Consider the following 15,645-nt stretch of genomic DNA (forward strand, 5'->3'; position numbering starts at 1 on the left):
CATTATTTATTCGTCTTTTTCTTGCCCGGCTGCCTTTTTGAGGCAGCTTTTTTTGTTGGGACACGATTTAACTCTGCGGTAGATAGCGGTCTCGTACGAGCGTTGTTTCTCCTGACTCTTTTGGCTTTGGCAACTGCCCTGCCAGTTGTCCCTGCTGATCTTGCTACCCCGACGCCAAACGCTTGCAATGCCCAGACAACCGGATACGAAATCGAGAGTCTGCCATTTGCCGAACCAGCAAAATTCACTGCTGCAGCGTAATTGCCCGCGGTCAGCCAAACTGAGCCGGAATCTCCAGGCAAGGAGATGGGAACCGTACTTCTGATGACTGTCTGATTCCGAAAACGAATGGTCCCTAGTCCTCCGTAGTTCCCGTAACTGACATCAATATCGGTGTGGATCGATTCAACCGTTCCCCATGCCAGCCCTGATGAACGGCCCACTTTTTTCAATCTGCGCCCGATGCCATACGAGCGAATAACACCTGGTACTCTGCCCACTGTTGCATAGCGAGGGGCAAGGAGGCGATTGGACGTAGGGATACTAATCGCTGCATCCATTCGATTCACTGCATTTTTCCGAAGACGAACATAGCGATACAAGCGTCCGATTCGATCTCTTCCTGAACGGCCTCCGTCTGCTCCACCAGGCTGGATGGTCTCGGTATAGCCGCTCGTATTGTTACGATTCAGGACGTGATTGTTGCTCAACACAAACCGTTGGCCTCCTCGCGCAACGATTAAACCAGCCGTTCCGGACGCCCCTGGGTAGCCGACGCTGTATCCAGCGATCACAGGTCTGATTCTGCTGCGATAATTCGTTGCAAAGGGACGTACAGCAGGATGACAATGGCACCGTCCAGAGGTGACAGTTCGAACAGGAACGGATACATGGGCTGTCGCCATCTGTCTTTTGACAAGGACACAACTCGGGCATACCTTCTTCACCGCGGCACTCGCATTGACGGTATACATCACAATGCAGGCGCCGCCTTTTTTGTTTTTTCCGTTTGCGTAGCCAATCCCGATGCCAATTACGCCCGGCATTCGCTTCCACCTTTTAACCAAATGCTTCTTGGCCAGGAGCGCTTCCTGAAAGGTTGCCATGGCACCCCTTCCTTTCTGGAGGTAGTTTGTTTTACATGGTCATCGTATGTAAAACTTGGCCAGCACTGTTGGACGCTTGTCATGGCGGGGAAGCCTTTTTTAAGATCTGTTATTCGAGCTGTCGTGGTGGGAGGAAACAGGAGAAAACGCTCCAGCTTCTTGGACCACCTGCTAGGGGGATTGACTGCACGGCTCCATGGAAAAAGCGAAACCGCGTCCAAAGTAGAGGTTCAAGGAGGCTTCTCAGAGGTGGACGCTTAAAGGCGTGTTTCTCTTTTTCCATTGCGCCTCGGTTGTGTCCCAAAGATCTTCGCTTATTTCTCCTGTTTCCTCTACGAGCTTTCCGTATTAATCGGTTTTTAAAAGCCTTAAAAGAATGTAAGGATATCATCAGGAACGACAGAGAAGAATATTTCCAGACGTAGCGACTTGTGGAGTCCTACCTAGCGGAGAAGGGATTCGCGGGCAACAGAAACGCAACCGTGCCCACGCGACGAAGCGGCTACCACTTTTGCGTTTCCCCGCGAATCCCTTCGGAGCGGGCAGTTCACACTCCCCCGAGGGACGGAGCCTGGAGCCTAGACTGGAAATATTCTTCTCTTCACCACAGCCACATTTCCAACGCAAAAACCGCCACCTCCTATCTAATCAGGAAATGGCGGTTCATTGTTTTGATAAGCTTAAGACGCTTCCGAAACAGTTACATTTGCCGGAGCAGTCTGAGATGCTTTTTTATTCGTGTGAACAAGCAAGATATTCAAGATGATTGCCGTCAAAGAACCTGTCACGATACCATTTTGCAGCATCATTTTTGCCAACGTAGGCAGTTGATCAAACATCGCCGGAACGGCAGCAGAGCCTAGTCCAACAGCGATACTGCAAGCAGCGATCAGCAGATTTTCGTTTTTGTTCAGGTCAACCTGCGAGAGAATATTGATACCAGATGCAACAACCATCCCGAACATCGCGATCATTGCTCCACCTAATACTGCATTAGGAATGACCGTTGTCAAAGCAGCCAGCTTCGGCAGTAATCCGAGAACTACCAGGATTCCCCCGGCACCAATCATCACGTCGCGTGATTTAATGCCAGTCAAGGAAACCAGACCGACGTTTTGCGAAAAAGCCGTGTAAGGGAATGCGTTGAAAATGCCGCCCAGTACAATTGCGACCCCTTCCCCGCGCAATCCTTTGACTACATCTTGATCTGTTACTTTTGTATCGGTCACTTTACCGAGTGCAAAGTAAACGCCTGTGGACTCAGCCATGCTGATGATGTTGACGAGAATCATGGTTACAATGGCCACAATACTGAACTGTGGTGTACCGAAGTAAAACGGTTCAACCACGCTAAACCAAGAGGCTTCCGCAACACTCGCGAAGCTGACCATACCCATCATGTAAGCTACAGCTGTACCAACAATCAAGCCGAGCAATACGGAAATCGCACGAATAAACCCGGTAAAGAAACGATTAATAAGCAAGATGATAACCAACGTTCCTAAAGCCAAAAGCAAATTGTGCGGTTGTCCAAAGTCCGGCATACCTTGTCCGCCAGCCGCGTTGTTCATCGCAACGGGAATGAGCGACAGTCCAATGATCGTAACGACTGAACCCTGTACCACGGTTGGGAAAAAGCGCAGCAGCTTGCCAAACAGCGGAGCTGCCAAGACAACGAATATACCCGATATGATGATGGCACCGTAAGCGGTCGCTAGATTACTCGTTGAAGCAATCGCGATAATCGGTCCTACTGCTGTAAACGTACAGCCTAGTACAACGGGAAGGCGAATCCCTGTATAGCGTGTGCCAAGGACTTGCAAAAGCGTCGCGATTCCACATGTGAAAAGGTCGGCAGCAATCAAATAAGCGATTTGCGTAGGAGTCAGATTCAAAGCACCACCGATAATCAACGGTACGACGACGGCTCCTGCATACATGGCAAGAATGTGCTGTAAGCCCAAAGTAACAATCTTATGTTTGGCTAGCATGAGTGAACCCTTACCTCCTATTGATTTTTTGATTATACGCGTACAGGCTCTTCTTCAATAAAGTGAATGCCTTCTGGTGACATCGATTCAATACGTGCCAAAGATTCGATTCGTACGCCAGCTTGCTCCAAGAGACCGCGGCCTTCCTGGAAGCTTTTTTCAATAACAGCGCCAACCCCTACAAGATGAGCACCGGCATCTTTGACAATGTTCGTAAGTCCCACGAGAGCAGCTCCGGTAGCCAAGAAGTCATCGACAATCAATACGCGGTCTTCTTTGGACAAATACTGACGGGAAACACTGATTTGATACGTTTCCTGACGGGTAAAGGAATGAACTGGAGCAGAGTATACTTCCTCTGTCAACGTGACAGCTTTTTTCTTTTTCGCGTAGATAAAGGGAACACCCAACGCAAAGGAAGTCGCCATAGCAAAATGAATTCCACTTGCCTCAATCGTCACGACTTTTGTGATTTTTTCACCAGCGAACAGCTCGGCAAAGCGCTGTCCGATCTTCATCGTCAATTGTGGATCTACCTGGTGGTTCAAAAACGCATCCACCTTCAAAACGGATGCCGACAGTACCTTGCCGTCCTGTACGATGCGCTCTTGTAATTCTTTCATTAATTCTTCCTCCTCGGATATGGTTCCGGCCATTTTTACATGCGGCCTGCTGAAATATAGAAAGCCCAGAGCGGACAGTGTCACAAGCGGGCTACGTAACAAACCAACGCCAAGTGAAACTGTCCCTCTGGGCTTTTATCCCTTAGGTGTGACACATCATTCGTGCCTGCGTCGCTCGGACCAGCTTTCTTCCAACCCTATTATTGGAATAGGAAAGAAAGAGACGGAACCCTAGACGCACTTTCACTCGTAGTCAGGTGATTTACGGTCACCTGGTAGAAACGGTTGGGCCTTATTCCCAAAATTATACGAGCTACCTATCTATTTATTTTGAAGTGTAATAACGAGTATTGACCAAATCTATCATAACTCCCGCGTTGTGAGCAAGCGTTAATTTTGGAAAACAAAAAGAAGCGCTTACTTGTCCATATAAAGGAAAGAGCCCTGATTTCTCAAGGGCTCTCGTGTTTATCGCTTCGGTTTTTTCTGCCGCATTTGAACGTTGAGCTTTTTCCATTTATCCCTTTCAGCGGCTGCAAGCCTTGCGTCTTCCTTACGCGCCAGATGTGCCAATTCGCGTTGAAGCTTCAGGTAACTGTCAAAGCGTGCCTTTTCCAATGATCCAGCTTGGATGGCAGCTTGAACAGCACAGCCAGGCTCGCGCATATGCTTGCAATCATTGAAACGGCATGTTTCCGCAATGGACTCGATATCGTCAAAGGCACCGCGGAAGCCTTCATCTGCCTCCCAGAGCTGCAGCTCCCTCATACCCGGTGTATCGATCATCAGAGCACCACTCGGTAATCGGAACAGTTCGCGATGTGTCGTTGTATGGCGGCCACGATCATCACCTTCACGCACGCCACTGACTTTTTGCATCTCCGCCCCGCTCAATTTATTGATCAACGTGGATTTGCCAACACCAGAGGAACCCATCAAGGCAATCGTCTGGCCCTCGCCCAGATAGGGCGCGAGCTGATCCAGTCCTTCTCCCTGCTCAGCACTGACTACGTGAACAGGTACGCCGATCGCAACTGATTCTACCTCTGCCATGCACGCATCCAGATCGTCACACAAATCGGCTTTGGAAAGTATAATCACCGGATTGGCTCCACTTTCCCACGCAAGAATGAGATAGCGTTCTAGCCTGCGCAGATTTAAATCATTATTTAAGGAATTCACGAGGAAAACCGTATCGACGTTTGCCGCCACAATCTGCTCTTCCACTGTATCCCCAGCTACTTTGCGGGAAAACTTGCTCTTACGTGGAAGAAGTCCGTGGATGGAGGCTTTCTTTTCCTCTGGACGAGCACTGATCACTACCCAGTCCCCGACAGCCGGAAAATCTTCTCGTCCGATGGCTTCATAACGAAGCTTACCCGTTACTTCGCCCAAGAGCTCGCCATGCTCACTCCACAGACGATAAATACGTTTATGTTCGAGTGTGATACGTCCCACACTGTAGCCTTGCTCGGCATAAGGGGCAAAATGATTAGCAAAATACTCATTCCAGCCCATAGATTGCAATACTTGTTGATTGGTTAGTTGATTCACTGCGGATTCCCCCTGCAATTGGTTAAATATATGGCTATCAGCCAGAACCAGTCACAGTCGAATCCTCATTTGGTGAACGGTATTACTGTTCGCTTGAAAGGAGGATTCCTGTGACCCCGACTACGACACTCTGAACAAATTTGATGGCTACCATAAAACATCTCTCCTTTAGCAAACCTACCATTCAGGTTTGGAATCATATTTCCCAGTTATTGTACCATAATGAAACAAAATGCAACAGCGTCAATCTCCCCCGCCGCCGCCTCCGCTATCTCCGCCACCACTGTCTCCACCACTACCGCTATCGCTTCCGCTGTCATAGCTATCCCAACGATCGCCTGAGTCGTGATTTCGATGATGGTGATTGTGATTGTGATTGCTGTCGACATAGAAGGCTCCGCCTCCACTGTCTGAAGAGGAATGAGTGCGTCCACTTCCGCCTTTTGTGGCTTTGGACGCCAAGACAAATACTACGATCAAAAACATGATGACGATGACAATGAAGAACTCCATTGTTGTCCCCGCCCTTCCTCTTTTTTGAAGTTGTTTACCTATTTAGTATAACATAGTATGGCTGGAATAGGCTGGAGGCGTGGAGGGTGATTCCTTTTCATCCGGCAAAATGTCCAGATACAGGTGCGATCGCCAAAATGTTATCCAACACAAATACACGATACGCCTTCCTCATATAACAGTATGCTTTCAGACTCCCTTTGTGCTCATCGATATGCACGATACGGATCGTACGCCTGCTAGCCTCTCCATCCTTCTTCAAATAGATGATCTCCACTGCTTGCTGCCGGGCTGCGTACCTTCTCAACTCCAGAATCATCATGCTGTCACCACCACAAAATGTGTCTTCTTGTTGTTGAGATCATCATACCAAAAGAGAACATCCGTTCGCAAGTTTGTTTGCAACACCCAACGATTGCCTCAAAAAAAGGCATGCGCCCTAAAAATGGACACATGCCTTATGCTTGTTACAACTCAGCGCCTTCTAAGCGCACGTCCGAACACAATCAGAATCGGTGCCAACAAGATGGCCGCCGCAACCAGCGAAGCGCGAATCGAAAAACGGGTCCCGATCCATCCGACAGCCGGACCACCTGCCGTTTGTCCCAAGGCATTGGACTGACCCATCATCGACAAAACCGTCGCTCGCACACTGCTCTCAATGTTCAGATTCAGCCACGTATCATACAGTGGACTGCTTAATGACTGGATTACACCGATCAACAGCAAGGCTACTAATGCCCAACTAAAGCTAGGGGAATAGGCAAAAGCAATCATCGCTGCAATTTTGAGTCCTGTCAACGTGAACATGCCCACAAGGACAACACGCTCATTGTTCACATCCAGCCTTTTTTCCACAACGCCTACGACAATGAGGCCAAGTAAGCTTGCGAGTACGGCAATGATTCCGAACCACATTGGCATCGAAATAGCAGCGAGCTCTGGGAAGCCAATTTCAGCGATCAAATGCGCTTCCCACAAACGGTCATATCCTTCAGAAGCTGCACCCGTAAATAGTGTCACGAACAAGATCAACATTAGAATCGGCTGACTGCCAATCACTTTCGCACCCAAAGTCCATGTCTGAATCATTTCCTTCACGTGTGAAGCACCTTGCTCACGCTCACGAGGAACAAAACTGGTCTCCTTCATGAACAGAATCAGAAAGACACCAAGCCCTAGATACATGAGGCCACCTATGAGGTAAGGCAAATGGGGAGCGAGTGTTGCCAAAGCCACACTTAGTGGAATCCCGAGCAGATTCCCAAACAAGGAGTAGCGCTTGGCCTTCATGAAAATCGTACCGATCTTCTCTTCTCCAACCTCATCCACGATCCATGCAGTATCCGCTCCACTGATAAACGTATACCCGAGACCATTGACGACTTGCGAAAACAGCACCAAGCCGAAGACAGAAATCAACGGTACCCAAGCATCAAGCGCGGGAACGATCCCCTGCATCGCAAACCCGATTCCCAGCAAAAACATCCCGATAATGACGGAGCGACGGCGACTGTACGTATCCGCAACGACTCCTGTTATCCCTTCAAACACCAACACGGATAACTCCAATACCGTCCCGATCAAAAGCAATTCAAACGGGTTAAAACCCAGTGTCACAATATAGTAAAGCGCATAGGTCGTGAACATGGTCGTATTGGCCAGGGAAGTCAAAAAACTTTTGATCGTATATACTTTTGTCGCATTCATGAACATGGAAGCAGTATCCACCTTTTTTTAGGCAGATGACGCGTTCCGTTTTCACATACTGATCGTTACTCTACAATCCTCTACTGTGCAAAATGCGTAAGCGTCATGCTGCCGTTATATTTTTCCTTCCTGTGTACTTGCTTGCTCTGAATAGTGTTTTTAACATGTGCTATACACCTCCGAAAGTAATTACAGCTATTATAGAATTATTTTAATTGCCACACAATGGAAAAAGCTGTGCAGCATGTTTGGATACACTGCACAGCTTGATTATGAAGCACTTACGCTTTTTTTCTAAACAGACCAACGATGGAGATCAGCAACGCCAAACCAGAAAGTACCAATGGCAAGGTATTGTTGCTGCCTGCACTCGCCGCTTCCCCGGCAGGAGCGGTTGCTGGCTTTTGTTCTTGTCCATGCTCATGGCCTGCTTCGCCTACACCAGCCTTAATGGTAGTGACAGACGCTGGGGTTTTGGAATCCTTGTCCCCTGTCCATTCCACAACCTCGCCATTTGCATAGGTCTGATAAGCTTTCCAAGCCAATTGGCCCTCTTCTTTCGGGTTTGCCCCGACAAACGTGAACTCTTGGAACTCATGCGCCTTGATTCCGCCTTCTGTTGCTGTCCACACAAGCGCTGTGTTCACACCTTCTTTATCCTTTTCGAACTCATAGCTCCAGCCCGGAATCGGTTGTACGGTATTTACCTTTACACCTGCTGGGAATTCCAGCTTCACTTTTGTCGTGTTGACGTCTTTTTCTACTGGGACACGCACTGTGTATTTTTCATAGGAGCCTGTAGTAGTCTCTTTCGGATATACGTTCACATGTGCTTGTGCTGCTTGCGCCAACGTCAAAACTGCACCTGCTACCAGTATACTGCTCATCCATTTTGTCATTTTCATCGTATGAAATCCTCCCTAGTTTGAATCTGTTTGAATCACGGCCTGATTATTTGTCGTCGCAGTCGGGTAGTTGATTTGGCTCATCCAAATTCCAGCCAGAACTGCGATAATCCCGAATACAATCTCCCAACGCAAGTAAGCTGGCTGCAAGGAATTTTTCGTTCGCCAACGTCTTGTTTGCCTAAAGGCTAGAAGCAGCATGAGGCAGACACTTGCGATTTTTCCGTATAACAGATAGCTCCATGTCGTTGCACTCTGGAAAATGTTCATGACATCCGTCTGCACGATGAGCATGACAACACCGGTCACGATGGCAAGCACAGCCGCCACAGCAACTGTCTGCAAAAAGAACCTCTTGAATGACTCCTGTCCTCGTTCAGCCGCTTTGACTGTAAGTAGCAAGTAGACAAGTGCCCCCATCCACACGGCGACCGTCAATACATGTAGCAGTCTCAGCAAAATGGACAGCCAGACAGGCGCAATGCCCCATGCATGACCACCAAAAGCCTGTGTGCTGATCACGAGAATCCAGATTCCCACATACCAGGCGGACACCATATTGGGAATCGCGACTAATAGCAGTAATGCAAAGGACACCAGCAGCATGATCGCAAACGGAGACTGACTGAGCAAGTTCCCGTCCATCTGCCACAATGCTTGCGTAAGTGATACAGCGGTTAACGATTCGTCATACAAGAACCACAAAAATATAAGTCCGATGATCGCCAAACTCCATCCGATTTGTCTGCCAATCCCGATGAGCTGGGCAAGCGAAGGCAAGCCATGACGCTGTGCTGCCCACGCTACCAGATACAAGCCGCCACCTACGAGAATAATTCCTTGCGCCAAATAGCGGTACATGATCAAGTAGCTTGAATCTGCTTTTTGCTCACTTGGCGGAACCACAACCGCACTTTTTTGTCCGATGGAAAACGTGAGCTTCTCTTCGATCGGATGTCCGTCCTCAGAAACGACTGACACGATAACTGAATACGTCCCTTCAGCCAAATCGCTCGGCAGTTTCGCATTCAGCTGCGAGGCGTCGCCTGGCTGCAATGTCGGCCGCTCCACTTTTATTTCCTTGCCATCCCAGTCAAATAGACGCACGTTAACAAGATCGGGCTCCAATGTTTCGGTAAACCGCGCAGATATTTGTCCTGGATTCGCCTTCAGTACCTCACCATCTTGCGGTGAGCTGCTCATCAAGCCAGCATGGGCGTAAGCAGTTGTCATACCCGTTGTCAGTACAAGTAAGAAGGCGAGCAAAAACACAACCGCATAATGTCTGATGTTGTATGTCACCCTATCACCTGCTTCCTTATTTCGTCCTTAATCCTATCAAAATAGTACGAGAATCTATATGGCTCCATCGGGCTATCTGATGTGGCAAAGTGTTGAAAACAAAAAAAGGCATGAACGGAAATTCTCTCCGATCCATGCCTTTTCAAACTGTATTAGGATGATTTTACAATGCTTTGTGCGAGAAATTCCAGGACGAGTTTGTTGAATACCTCTGGTTGATCCATCGGTGGGATATGGGCTGAGTCAGGCAAGATGACTTTTTGTGCGCCTGTAATCCGCTCAGTCAACACATCGGCGATCTGTAGAAAATCTGGATAATCCCGCGCTCCTGCAATAACGAGTGTCGGCGCTTTAATGTTTTCCAAACGCTCGATTGGCGAGGGGGATAACGTTTCCAATCCAGCGCCAAACTCCGGCAGCGAAAAGGCGTGTCTGTTGATTTCTTTAAAGCGGTTTCGTGCTTCGCGAGCTTGCTCATTTACCGGCTGACCAGGACCGTCAAACCACATTTGTGTCGTCATTTCCAACGCTTCCTCTGTCGTACCACGCTGGCATACTTGATTGAACCGTTCCACATCGTGCAGCCTTTGCTCACTTCTTGGGTGACCAAACAAGCCGGAAGCGACTAGAATCAAGCTGCTCACCATCTGCGGATAAGCAAGGGCGAACTCCTGCGCGACCATTCCCCCAAACGAAAGACCAACTACATGCGCTTTATCGATACCAAGCCCTAGCAGGACTGCTTTCACGTCATCGTACAAGGTAAAGGAAACGTCAGTCGCCAGTGTTTTACCGAACCCGCGGATATCAAAGCGAACGACCTTATACATCTGTGCAAATGCTTGCAGCTGGGCATCCCATAGCCTTGTATCCAGATTGAAGCCGTGGATCAATAGGAGCGGCTCGCCTTCCCCTGCTACTTCATAGTAAATCCGTGCGCCATTGGCTTCGAGAAAGCCCGTTTGTACAGCCTGCCTGTTTTCCATTTTTTCTCACCTCATACCTCACTATCTCACCCCCATTTCTTGCTTGTCCAGATATTTCTTCACGTGCATGGTCCATTTACCCAATGACGCCTGTCCGTAAAATCTTGACCTGAACATCAACATCAAATTGCGCCCTTTTCATGGCTTCACGGCACTCGTCTTTACTCAATTTCTTTTTTCCATTCTTTTGACGGGCTATGTTGTAGATTTCCCCAAATCCTACAGGATCTACTTGGTGCTTTCTTAACTTTTCCAATAAATCTTCCGTTTCTTTTGTAACTGCCAGCTCGATTGCTTTTTGTACCTTAAGCAACTCCTCCGGCTTTGATAAATCTATTTCTTCAGCCATTTCCTGAATCTGTGCTGTCATTTTGACCTTCACCGAAAACCTTGGTTTATCCAAATCCAGCAGTTTGATTTGCTTTTTGCTTGAGATATGTTCAATTACAGTAAAAAAACGCTTATTATCAACAGTCAAGCTTATTTCCAATTCTCCTTTATTGTAACGCTCACGTAATATCTTAAGGAAAAACCCCTCCCTTGAGGAAATCTCCCCCACCAATCGTTCATCTCGAAACAGAGCAATTTTGTCAATATGCAGTTCGTTTTTTACTCTTTCGATATAAGGCATCACGGCATCTTTCCCGACCGCATAATAATCTTTCATAAACTCATGGAGTTTAGAGGAAATCATGTTCTCACCATTGACGTTCTGCCGTATGGCTTGATAGAGGTAAATTCCGATGTTGCTCGTTTCGGGGTAGCGATGCGTCAAGATGTCAGAAGCCCTTCCTTTCGCCACGGTCAAATAGACATTGCTGCCAATGGAAGCATCTCGGCTCAAGTTTTCCACAAGCGGCAATATTCCTTTGCGTGCCAGCTCATCCTGATAGACAGCGACACGAATTTGCCCCCCTACTATTTTTTTGGAAGACTCCCTGTTATGCGTAATTTTGAGTCCTTTGCTTGTATTGGCTGTTCCCGCAATCACAGTCACGAGTTGACGTGCCTCCGGATCAATTTGATAAAACACCGTGGTACCCAACAACCTTCCGTCTCTGATTTGATCGTAACCCACGGCAACCGCTAGTCCCAATTTTTCTAGTACCTGTTCCTCCCCACAACCATGTAGCAAAGCGGCCACTAGCAAATAATAAGCAAGCAGACGTGTCCTTTTCATGTCCGGACCGTTCCTTTCCGAAACAGCAGAATAACGATATAAAGTACCAACGGATAAACAAATATGATATAGAAGCCTACCGCTCCGAAAACATCCGTGATCCAGTTAATCGACTGGCGCGTCTCCAAAAAGTTGCTGGCGAAAAACATGACAATAACAATCCCGATAAGTGCTTTTCTTTCCTTGAAACCACCAATATGGTGTACCCCCCGCATGGCTACCCACAAGTTCAAAAGCAAATTATCCAGCATGATCAGCATCCATAATGAGATGGAAACAAACTCAAACCGCTCCAAAAACGGAAACTCTACAATTTTCATCATCATCAGAGTTGCCCAGATCAGATGTTTAAGCTGATCCCCTTGAAAATACAGGAGTGTAACCAGCATGACTACAACATACAAAAGGGTGGTCATCAACAGTCCACCATGTACATAGCGAGAGAGTAATTCCTTTTCCTTTACAAAAGGGTAGATGAACAAAATAATCTCGAATCCAATAATGCTAAAAGACATCTTCTTGGCACCGTCCAACAGCTCTACAAGGTCATGATGAAAGACAGGCTGCAATAAGTTAAAATCGGCGTATTGCATCGGATAAACCATCAACAATAGCTGACAAATCGTCAGCCCCACCGAAAAAAAACTGATCCCAGCCAACACTCGAATTCCACCCGTCACTCCATAAATGGCCAGACAAAGCAAGGAAGCATTCAATAACCAGGATGGCACTTCTGGAAACATCCATGACTGAATGATCTCGATATATCCCCGCAGGATCGTTAATGCAGAACCCATGATATAGATGATAAATATCAAATTAAGCACTTTGGCTGGCCATTTTCCAAACACCATTTGGTGGATGTCATACAAATCCATGTCTTTGTATTTCGCTAAGATTTTTAGCATGAACCACGCTGCTATATGTGTCATAATGCCTGCTAATATGACCGCAATCCAGGCGTCTTGCTGCACCCTATCATAAATAAAGCGTTGTACGCCTGCTATGCCGATTCCAACCTGATTGCCATGAACAATAAATAACGCAAGCGATACGCTGATAGCCATATGGCTATTCCGACGAAAAGTGGACACTGACATTTACATTCAACACCTAACTACTGAACTGGTCTTTTTTTCCCGACTTCATCAGGCACACGGGTATCGTCAGAAGAACGTGTCATAACCGGACGCTTGCCGAGAGAGTAAAAAGGAAACCGGATCAGACTGTTTTTAAAATCCTGCAAGCGAAAAGGAAAAAAGGGAAGAAAAAACGGGCGTCCCAGACTTGATTGACGTAGGATGTGTATCAATAGAAAAGACGCGCCAAGCATAATACCAAAGCCTCCCCAAATTCCAGCTAACAGGATAATCGGAAAGCGGAGGATACGTACTGCCGTACTCATCATGTAAGAAGGAAAAGTAAACGAAGCTAATGCACTGAGTGCCACAATCATGATCAAAATGTTACTGGTAAAACCCGCTGCAACGGCTGCCTGTCCAATTACGATACCGCCGACGATCCCTATCGTTTGCCCAACTTTGAAAGGAAGTCTCGCTCCAGCCTCCCGCAAGAATTCAATAATCATCTCAAGCAGCAAAGCTTCAAACAATGGGGGAAAAGGTACCTTGGAACGAGACTTTACTAGCGATACAAGGAGAGCAGATGGAATCATTTCATAATGGAACGTAAGTGCAGCCACATAAATAGCTGTAAAAAACAAAGAGACAAAAAGGGCCGAGAAACGTAACAATCGAATGAAGGAAGCCATTTGCCACCGGATATAGAGATCTTCATTGGCCTTGAAAAAGTCAACGAAGGAACTGGGACCGACGATAGCAAACGGGCTCCCCTCCACAAACACGACAACCTTTCCTTCCAACAGGGCTTCACTTACATGATCAGGTCGTTCTGTCAGGATTAGCTGCGGAAAAATAGAGAGCGTATTGTCATCAATCAGTTGAACCAATTTTCCACTGTCAATCACGCCGTCTATATCTAGATCGCTTATACGCTGAATGACGGTTTGAACATTTTCAGGATCGGCTAGTTCCTCCATGTAACATATTTCCACATTCGTCCTGCTACGTTTCCCAACCGTAATGGATACGTTGGTAAGCAAATCAGTCGACAGATATCCCTGTAGAACCCCTAAGTTGGTTTCCAAGGCTTCAGTAAAAGAAACCTGGGGACCGAAAATCTGGGTTTCGACCTGAGCCTCTCCCAAAGAACGGCTCGGCATTTTTGCTACGTAGAGAAGAATCCCGCACGCCATTCCCTCTATTTGAAGGTAAATCCATCCCCTCACGAGATAATCGCTTACTTGGCTGTAATCCATGGTTTGGGTGACATGAGCAACAGGAACATTCCCCAAAATCGTATCAGGAACGATCTTTTCCTCAGGTAACCTTTCGAAATAGGGAAGCAACACCTGCTGGAGAATGACCGTATCCACTAGATAGGGGAGGTAGGCTAGCAACAAGCTATTGGTTCCACAAGAAAGGTTGCGAAACACCATTCGCGGATTTCGCATGTGATCCCATAATATTTCTCGCGTCTCGTTAACGGATTCGGAAATCATGTTAGTTGTCATCTTATGTTTACCCCAATATATGGTGTCCCCTTATTATTTTTCCAATGCCCTCGCTCTATTCCAAAAGAAAAAACCGAGACGGAAATACTCCATCTCGGTTCGTTCACCACTATTTATCTGCCGCTCTTCATTTCAGTCCAGTAGCGGTCATATTGCTGCAAGGTTTCTCCTACATCCACCAGCCACTCCGCACGGTCAATGTCTGCTGTATCCAGGAAGACCATCTTGTTGGAACGATATTCTTCACTGTGCAGTGGGTATGCTTTTTCGTTCGGGTTGCTGTAGCCGATTGACTCGTAGTTTTTCACACTGACCTCTGGGTCCATCAGGTAGTTGATGAACTTCTCAGCCATTTCCTTGTTCTTAGCGCCTTTTGGAATTGCCAGCGTGTCTGCCCAGATCGTTGCGCCCTCTTTCGGAATGACGTATTCAACATCTGGATTTTGTGCGTGAATGAAAGCGGCGTCACCGGACCAAACCGTTCCAATCCATGCTTCCTCCGCAATCATCTTTTGCTTGATGTTGTCTGTATCAAAGGCAACGACATTCGGTACTACCTTTTTCAAATCAGCAAAGGACTTTTCCAGTTCCTCTGTGTTCGTCGTACTATTGGAGAAGCCATTCTTGATCAGTGCCATTCCCATAACCTCACGTGGGTCGTTCAGCATGATGACACGGCCCTTGTAAGCTTCATTCCACAGATCATTCCAGCTTGTCGGGGTTTCTTTTACATATTTCTTGTTGTAAGCGATCCCGGTAATTCCCCATGTATATACGAGTGAATACTTGTTTTCTTTGTCAAAAGGAGGTGTCTTGAACGTAGACACGATATTGCCCATGTTCGGGATGTTGGCTTTGTTCAACTCTTCCAGGAGGCCCAGCTGAATCATGGTGCCTACCATGTAGTCGGAAGGTTGAATCAGGTCGTAGCCGGATGCACCCGCTTGAATTTTTGCCAGCATTTCTTCGTTGCTGCCGTATACATCATAGTTAACCTTGACGTTGAATTTTTGCTCAAAATCTTTGATGACGTCTGGGTCGAAGTTGTCTGCCCAGCTATAAATATTCAATACTTGTTGCTCTTGCTCAGATGACGATGAGCAGCCTACAGCAGTCACCGCAAGTACGGCGGTCAAAGCGCCGATCATCAAGGACTTGAAACGTTTCATTTTTTCCTCTCAA

The 15,645-nt window shown here is 47.3% G+C and carries 14 protein-coding genes and 1 riboswitch; all 14 genes read right to left on the reverse strand.

The genetic code is table 11. The features are described from left to right. Positions 1–2: 2 nt before the first annotated feature. Positions 3–1,106 carry a hypothetical protein gene (locus ACKKE8_RS23655; RefSeq protein WP_409175168.1) on the reverse strand — a complete coding sequence of 368 codons (1,104 nt, stop codon included), beginning with the start codon at positions 1,104–1,106 and terminating at the stop codon, positions 3–5. A 680-nt stretch (positions 1,107–1,786) separates the two neighbouring features. Continuing rightward, positions 1,787–3,097, reverse strand: coding sequence for a nucleobase:cation symporter-2 family protein (locus ACKKE8_RS23660; RefSeq protein ID WP_409175169.1), 1,311 nt, complete (start codon positions 3,095–3,097; stop codon positions 1,787–1,789). A 32-nt stretch (positions 3,098–3,129) separates the two neighbouring features. Continuing rightward, positions 3,130–3,720, reverse strand: coding sequence for a xanthine phosphoribosyltransferase (locus ACKKE8_RS23665; RefSeq protein ID WP_409175170.1), 591 nt, complete (start codon positions 3,718–3,720; stop codon positions 3,130–3,132). 230 nt (positions 3,721–3,950) lie between these two features. Then, positions 3,951–4,052, reverse strand: a riboswitch (purine riboswitch). A 136-nt stretch (positions 4,053–4,188) separates the two neighbouring features. Then, positions 4,189–5,274, reverse strand: a complete 1,086-nt coding sequence (rsgA, locus tag ACKKE8_RS23670) for a ribosome small subunit-dependent GTPase A (protein ID WP_409175171.1) — start codon at positions 5,272–5,274, stop codon at positions 4,189–4,191. Positions 5,275–5,517: 243 nt separating this feature from the next. Next, positions 5,518–5,787, reverse strand: coding sequence for a hypothetical protein (locus ACKKE8_RS23675; protein WP_409175172.1), 270 nt, complete (start codon positions 5,785–5,787; stop codon positions 5,518–5,520). A 97-nt stretch (positions 5,788–5,884) separates the two neighbouring features. Then, complete coding sequence (locus ACKKE8_RS23680) at positions 5,885–6,109, reverse strand: WYL domain-containing protein (RefSeq protein WP_409175173.1); 225 nt, start codon at positions 6,107–6,109, stop codon at positions 5,885–5,887. Between the two features lie 152 nt (positions 6,110–6,261). After that, entirely contained in the window at positions 6,262–7,503 is a 1,242-nt protein-coding gene (locus ACKKE8_RS23685; RefSeq protein ID WP_409175174.1) for an MFS transporter, read from the reverse strand. Positions 7,504–7,778: 275 nt separating this feature from the next. Beyond that, positions 7,779–8,402 (reverse strand): YcnI family protein, encoded by a 624-nt coding sequence (locus ACKKE8_RS23690; protein WP_409175175.1) that lies wholly within the window; start codon positions 8,400–8,402, stop codon positions 7,779–7,781. Between the two features lie 15 nt (positions 8,403–8,417). Next, positions 8,418–9,704 carry a copper resistance CopC/CopD family protein gene (locus ACKKE8_RS23695; protein WP_409175176.1) on the reverse strand — a complete coding sequence of 429 codons (1,287 nt, stop codon included), beginning with the start codon at positions 9,702–9,704 and terminating at the stop codon, positions 8,418–8,420. 152 nt (positions 9,705–9,856) lie between these two features. Continuing rightward, entirely contained in the window at positions 9,857–10,690 is an 834-nt protein-coding gene (locus tag ACKKE8_RS23700; RefSeq protein WP_409175177.1) for an alpha/beta fold hydrolase, read from the reverse strand. 76 nt (positions 10,691–10,766) lie between these two features. Then, complete coding sequence (locus ACKKE8_RS23705) at positions 10,767–11,870, reverse strand: Ger(x)C family spore germination protein (RefSeq protein ID WP_409175178.1); 1,104 nt, start codon at positions 11,868–11,870, stop codon at positions 10,767–10,769. Next, the gene (locus ACKKE8_RS23710; protein WP_409175179.1) at positions 11,867–12,970 is read right to left on the reverse strand and encodes a GerAB/ArcD/ProY family transporter; all 1,104 of its coding nucleotides are present in this window, start codon (positions 12,968–12,970) and stop codon (positions 11,867–11,869) included. The genes ACKKE8_RS23705 and ACKKE8_RS23710 overlap by 4 nt, the downstream gene beginning before the upstream one ends. 17 nt (positions 12,971–12,987) lie before the next feature. Continuing rightward, on the reverse strand, positions 12,988–14,463 hold the full coding sequence (locus tag ACKKE8_RS23715; RefSeq protein WP_409175180.1) for a spore germination protein: 1,476 nt from the start codon (positions 14,461–14,463) through the stop codon (positions 12,988–12,990). Positions 14,464–14,576: 113 nt separating this feature from the next. Continuing rightward, on the reverse strand, positions 14,577–15,632 hold the full coding sequence (locus tag ACKKE8_RS23720) for a PotD/PotF family extracellular solute-binding protein (protein ID WP_056489822.1): 1,056 nt from the start codon (positions 15,630–15,632) through the stop codon (positions 14,577–14,579). Positions 15,633–15,645 lie beyond the last annotated feature (13 nt).

It is taken from the genome of Brevibacillus fortis (assembly GCF_046196545.1).
Taxonomy (GTDB): domain Bacteria; phylum Bacillota; class Bacilli; order Brevibacillales; family Brevibacillaceae; genus Brevibacillus; species Brevibacillus fortis_A.

Bases quoted from the DNA above. Each gene is read 5' to 3' on its own strand.
- ACKKE8_RS23655 (WP_409175168.1), bottom strand. From the start codon at position 1,106: ATGGCAACCTTTCAGGAAGCGCTCCTGGCCAAGAAGCATTTGGTTAAA.
- ACKKE8_RS23665 (WP_409175170.1), bottom strand. From the start codon at position 3,720: ATGAAAGAATTACAAGAGCGCATCGTACAGGACGGCAAGGTACTGTCG.
- ACKKE8_RS23685 (WP_409175174.1), bottom strand. From the start codon at position 7,503: ATGTTCATGAATGCGACAAAAGTATATACGATCAAAAGTTTTTTGACT.
- ACKKE8_RS23680 (WP_409175173.1), bottom strand. From the start codon at position 6,109: ATGATGATTCTGGAGTTGAGAAGGTACGCAGCCCGGCAGCAAGCAGTG.
- ACKKE8_RS23660 (WP_409175169.1), bottom strand. From the start codon at position 3,097: ATGCTAGCCAAACATAAGATTGTTACTTTGGGCTTACAGCACATTCTT.
- ACKKE8_RS23715 (WP_409175180.1), bottom strand. From the start codon at position 14,463: ATGACAACTAACATGATTTCCGAATCCGTTAACGAGACGCGAGAAATA.
- ACKKE8_RS23690 (WP_409175175.1), bottom strand. From the start codon at position 8,402: ATGAAAATGACAAAATGGATGAGCAGTATACTGGTAGCAGGTGCAGTT.
- ACKKE8_RS23705 (WP_409175178.1), bottom strand. From the start codon at position 11,870: ATGAAAAGGACACGTCTGCTTGCTTATTATTTGCTAGTGGCCGCTTTG.
- ACKKE8_RS23700 (WP_409175177.1), bottom strand. From the start codon at position 10,690: ATGGAAAACAGGCAGGCTGTACAAACGGGCTTTCTCGAAGCCAATGGC.
- ACKKE8_RS23720 (WP_056489822.1), bottom strand. From the start codon at position 15,632: ATGAAACGTTTCAAGTCCTTGATGATCGGCGCTTTGACCGCCGTACTT.
- ACKKE8_RS23675 (WP_409175172.1), bottom strand. From the start codon at position 5,787: ATGGAGTTCTTCATTGTCATCGTCATCATGTTTTTGATCGTAGTATTT.
- ACKKE8_RS23710 (WP_409175179.1), bottom strand. From the start codon at position 12,970: ATGTCAGTGTCCACTTTTCGTCGGAATAGCCATATGGCTATCAGCGTA.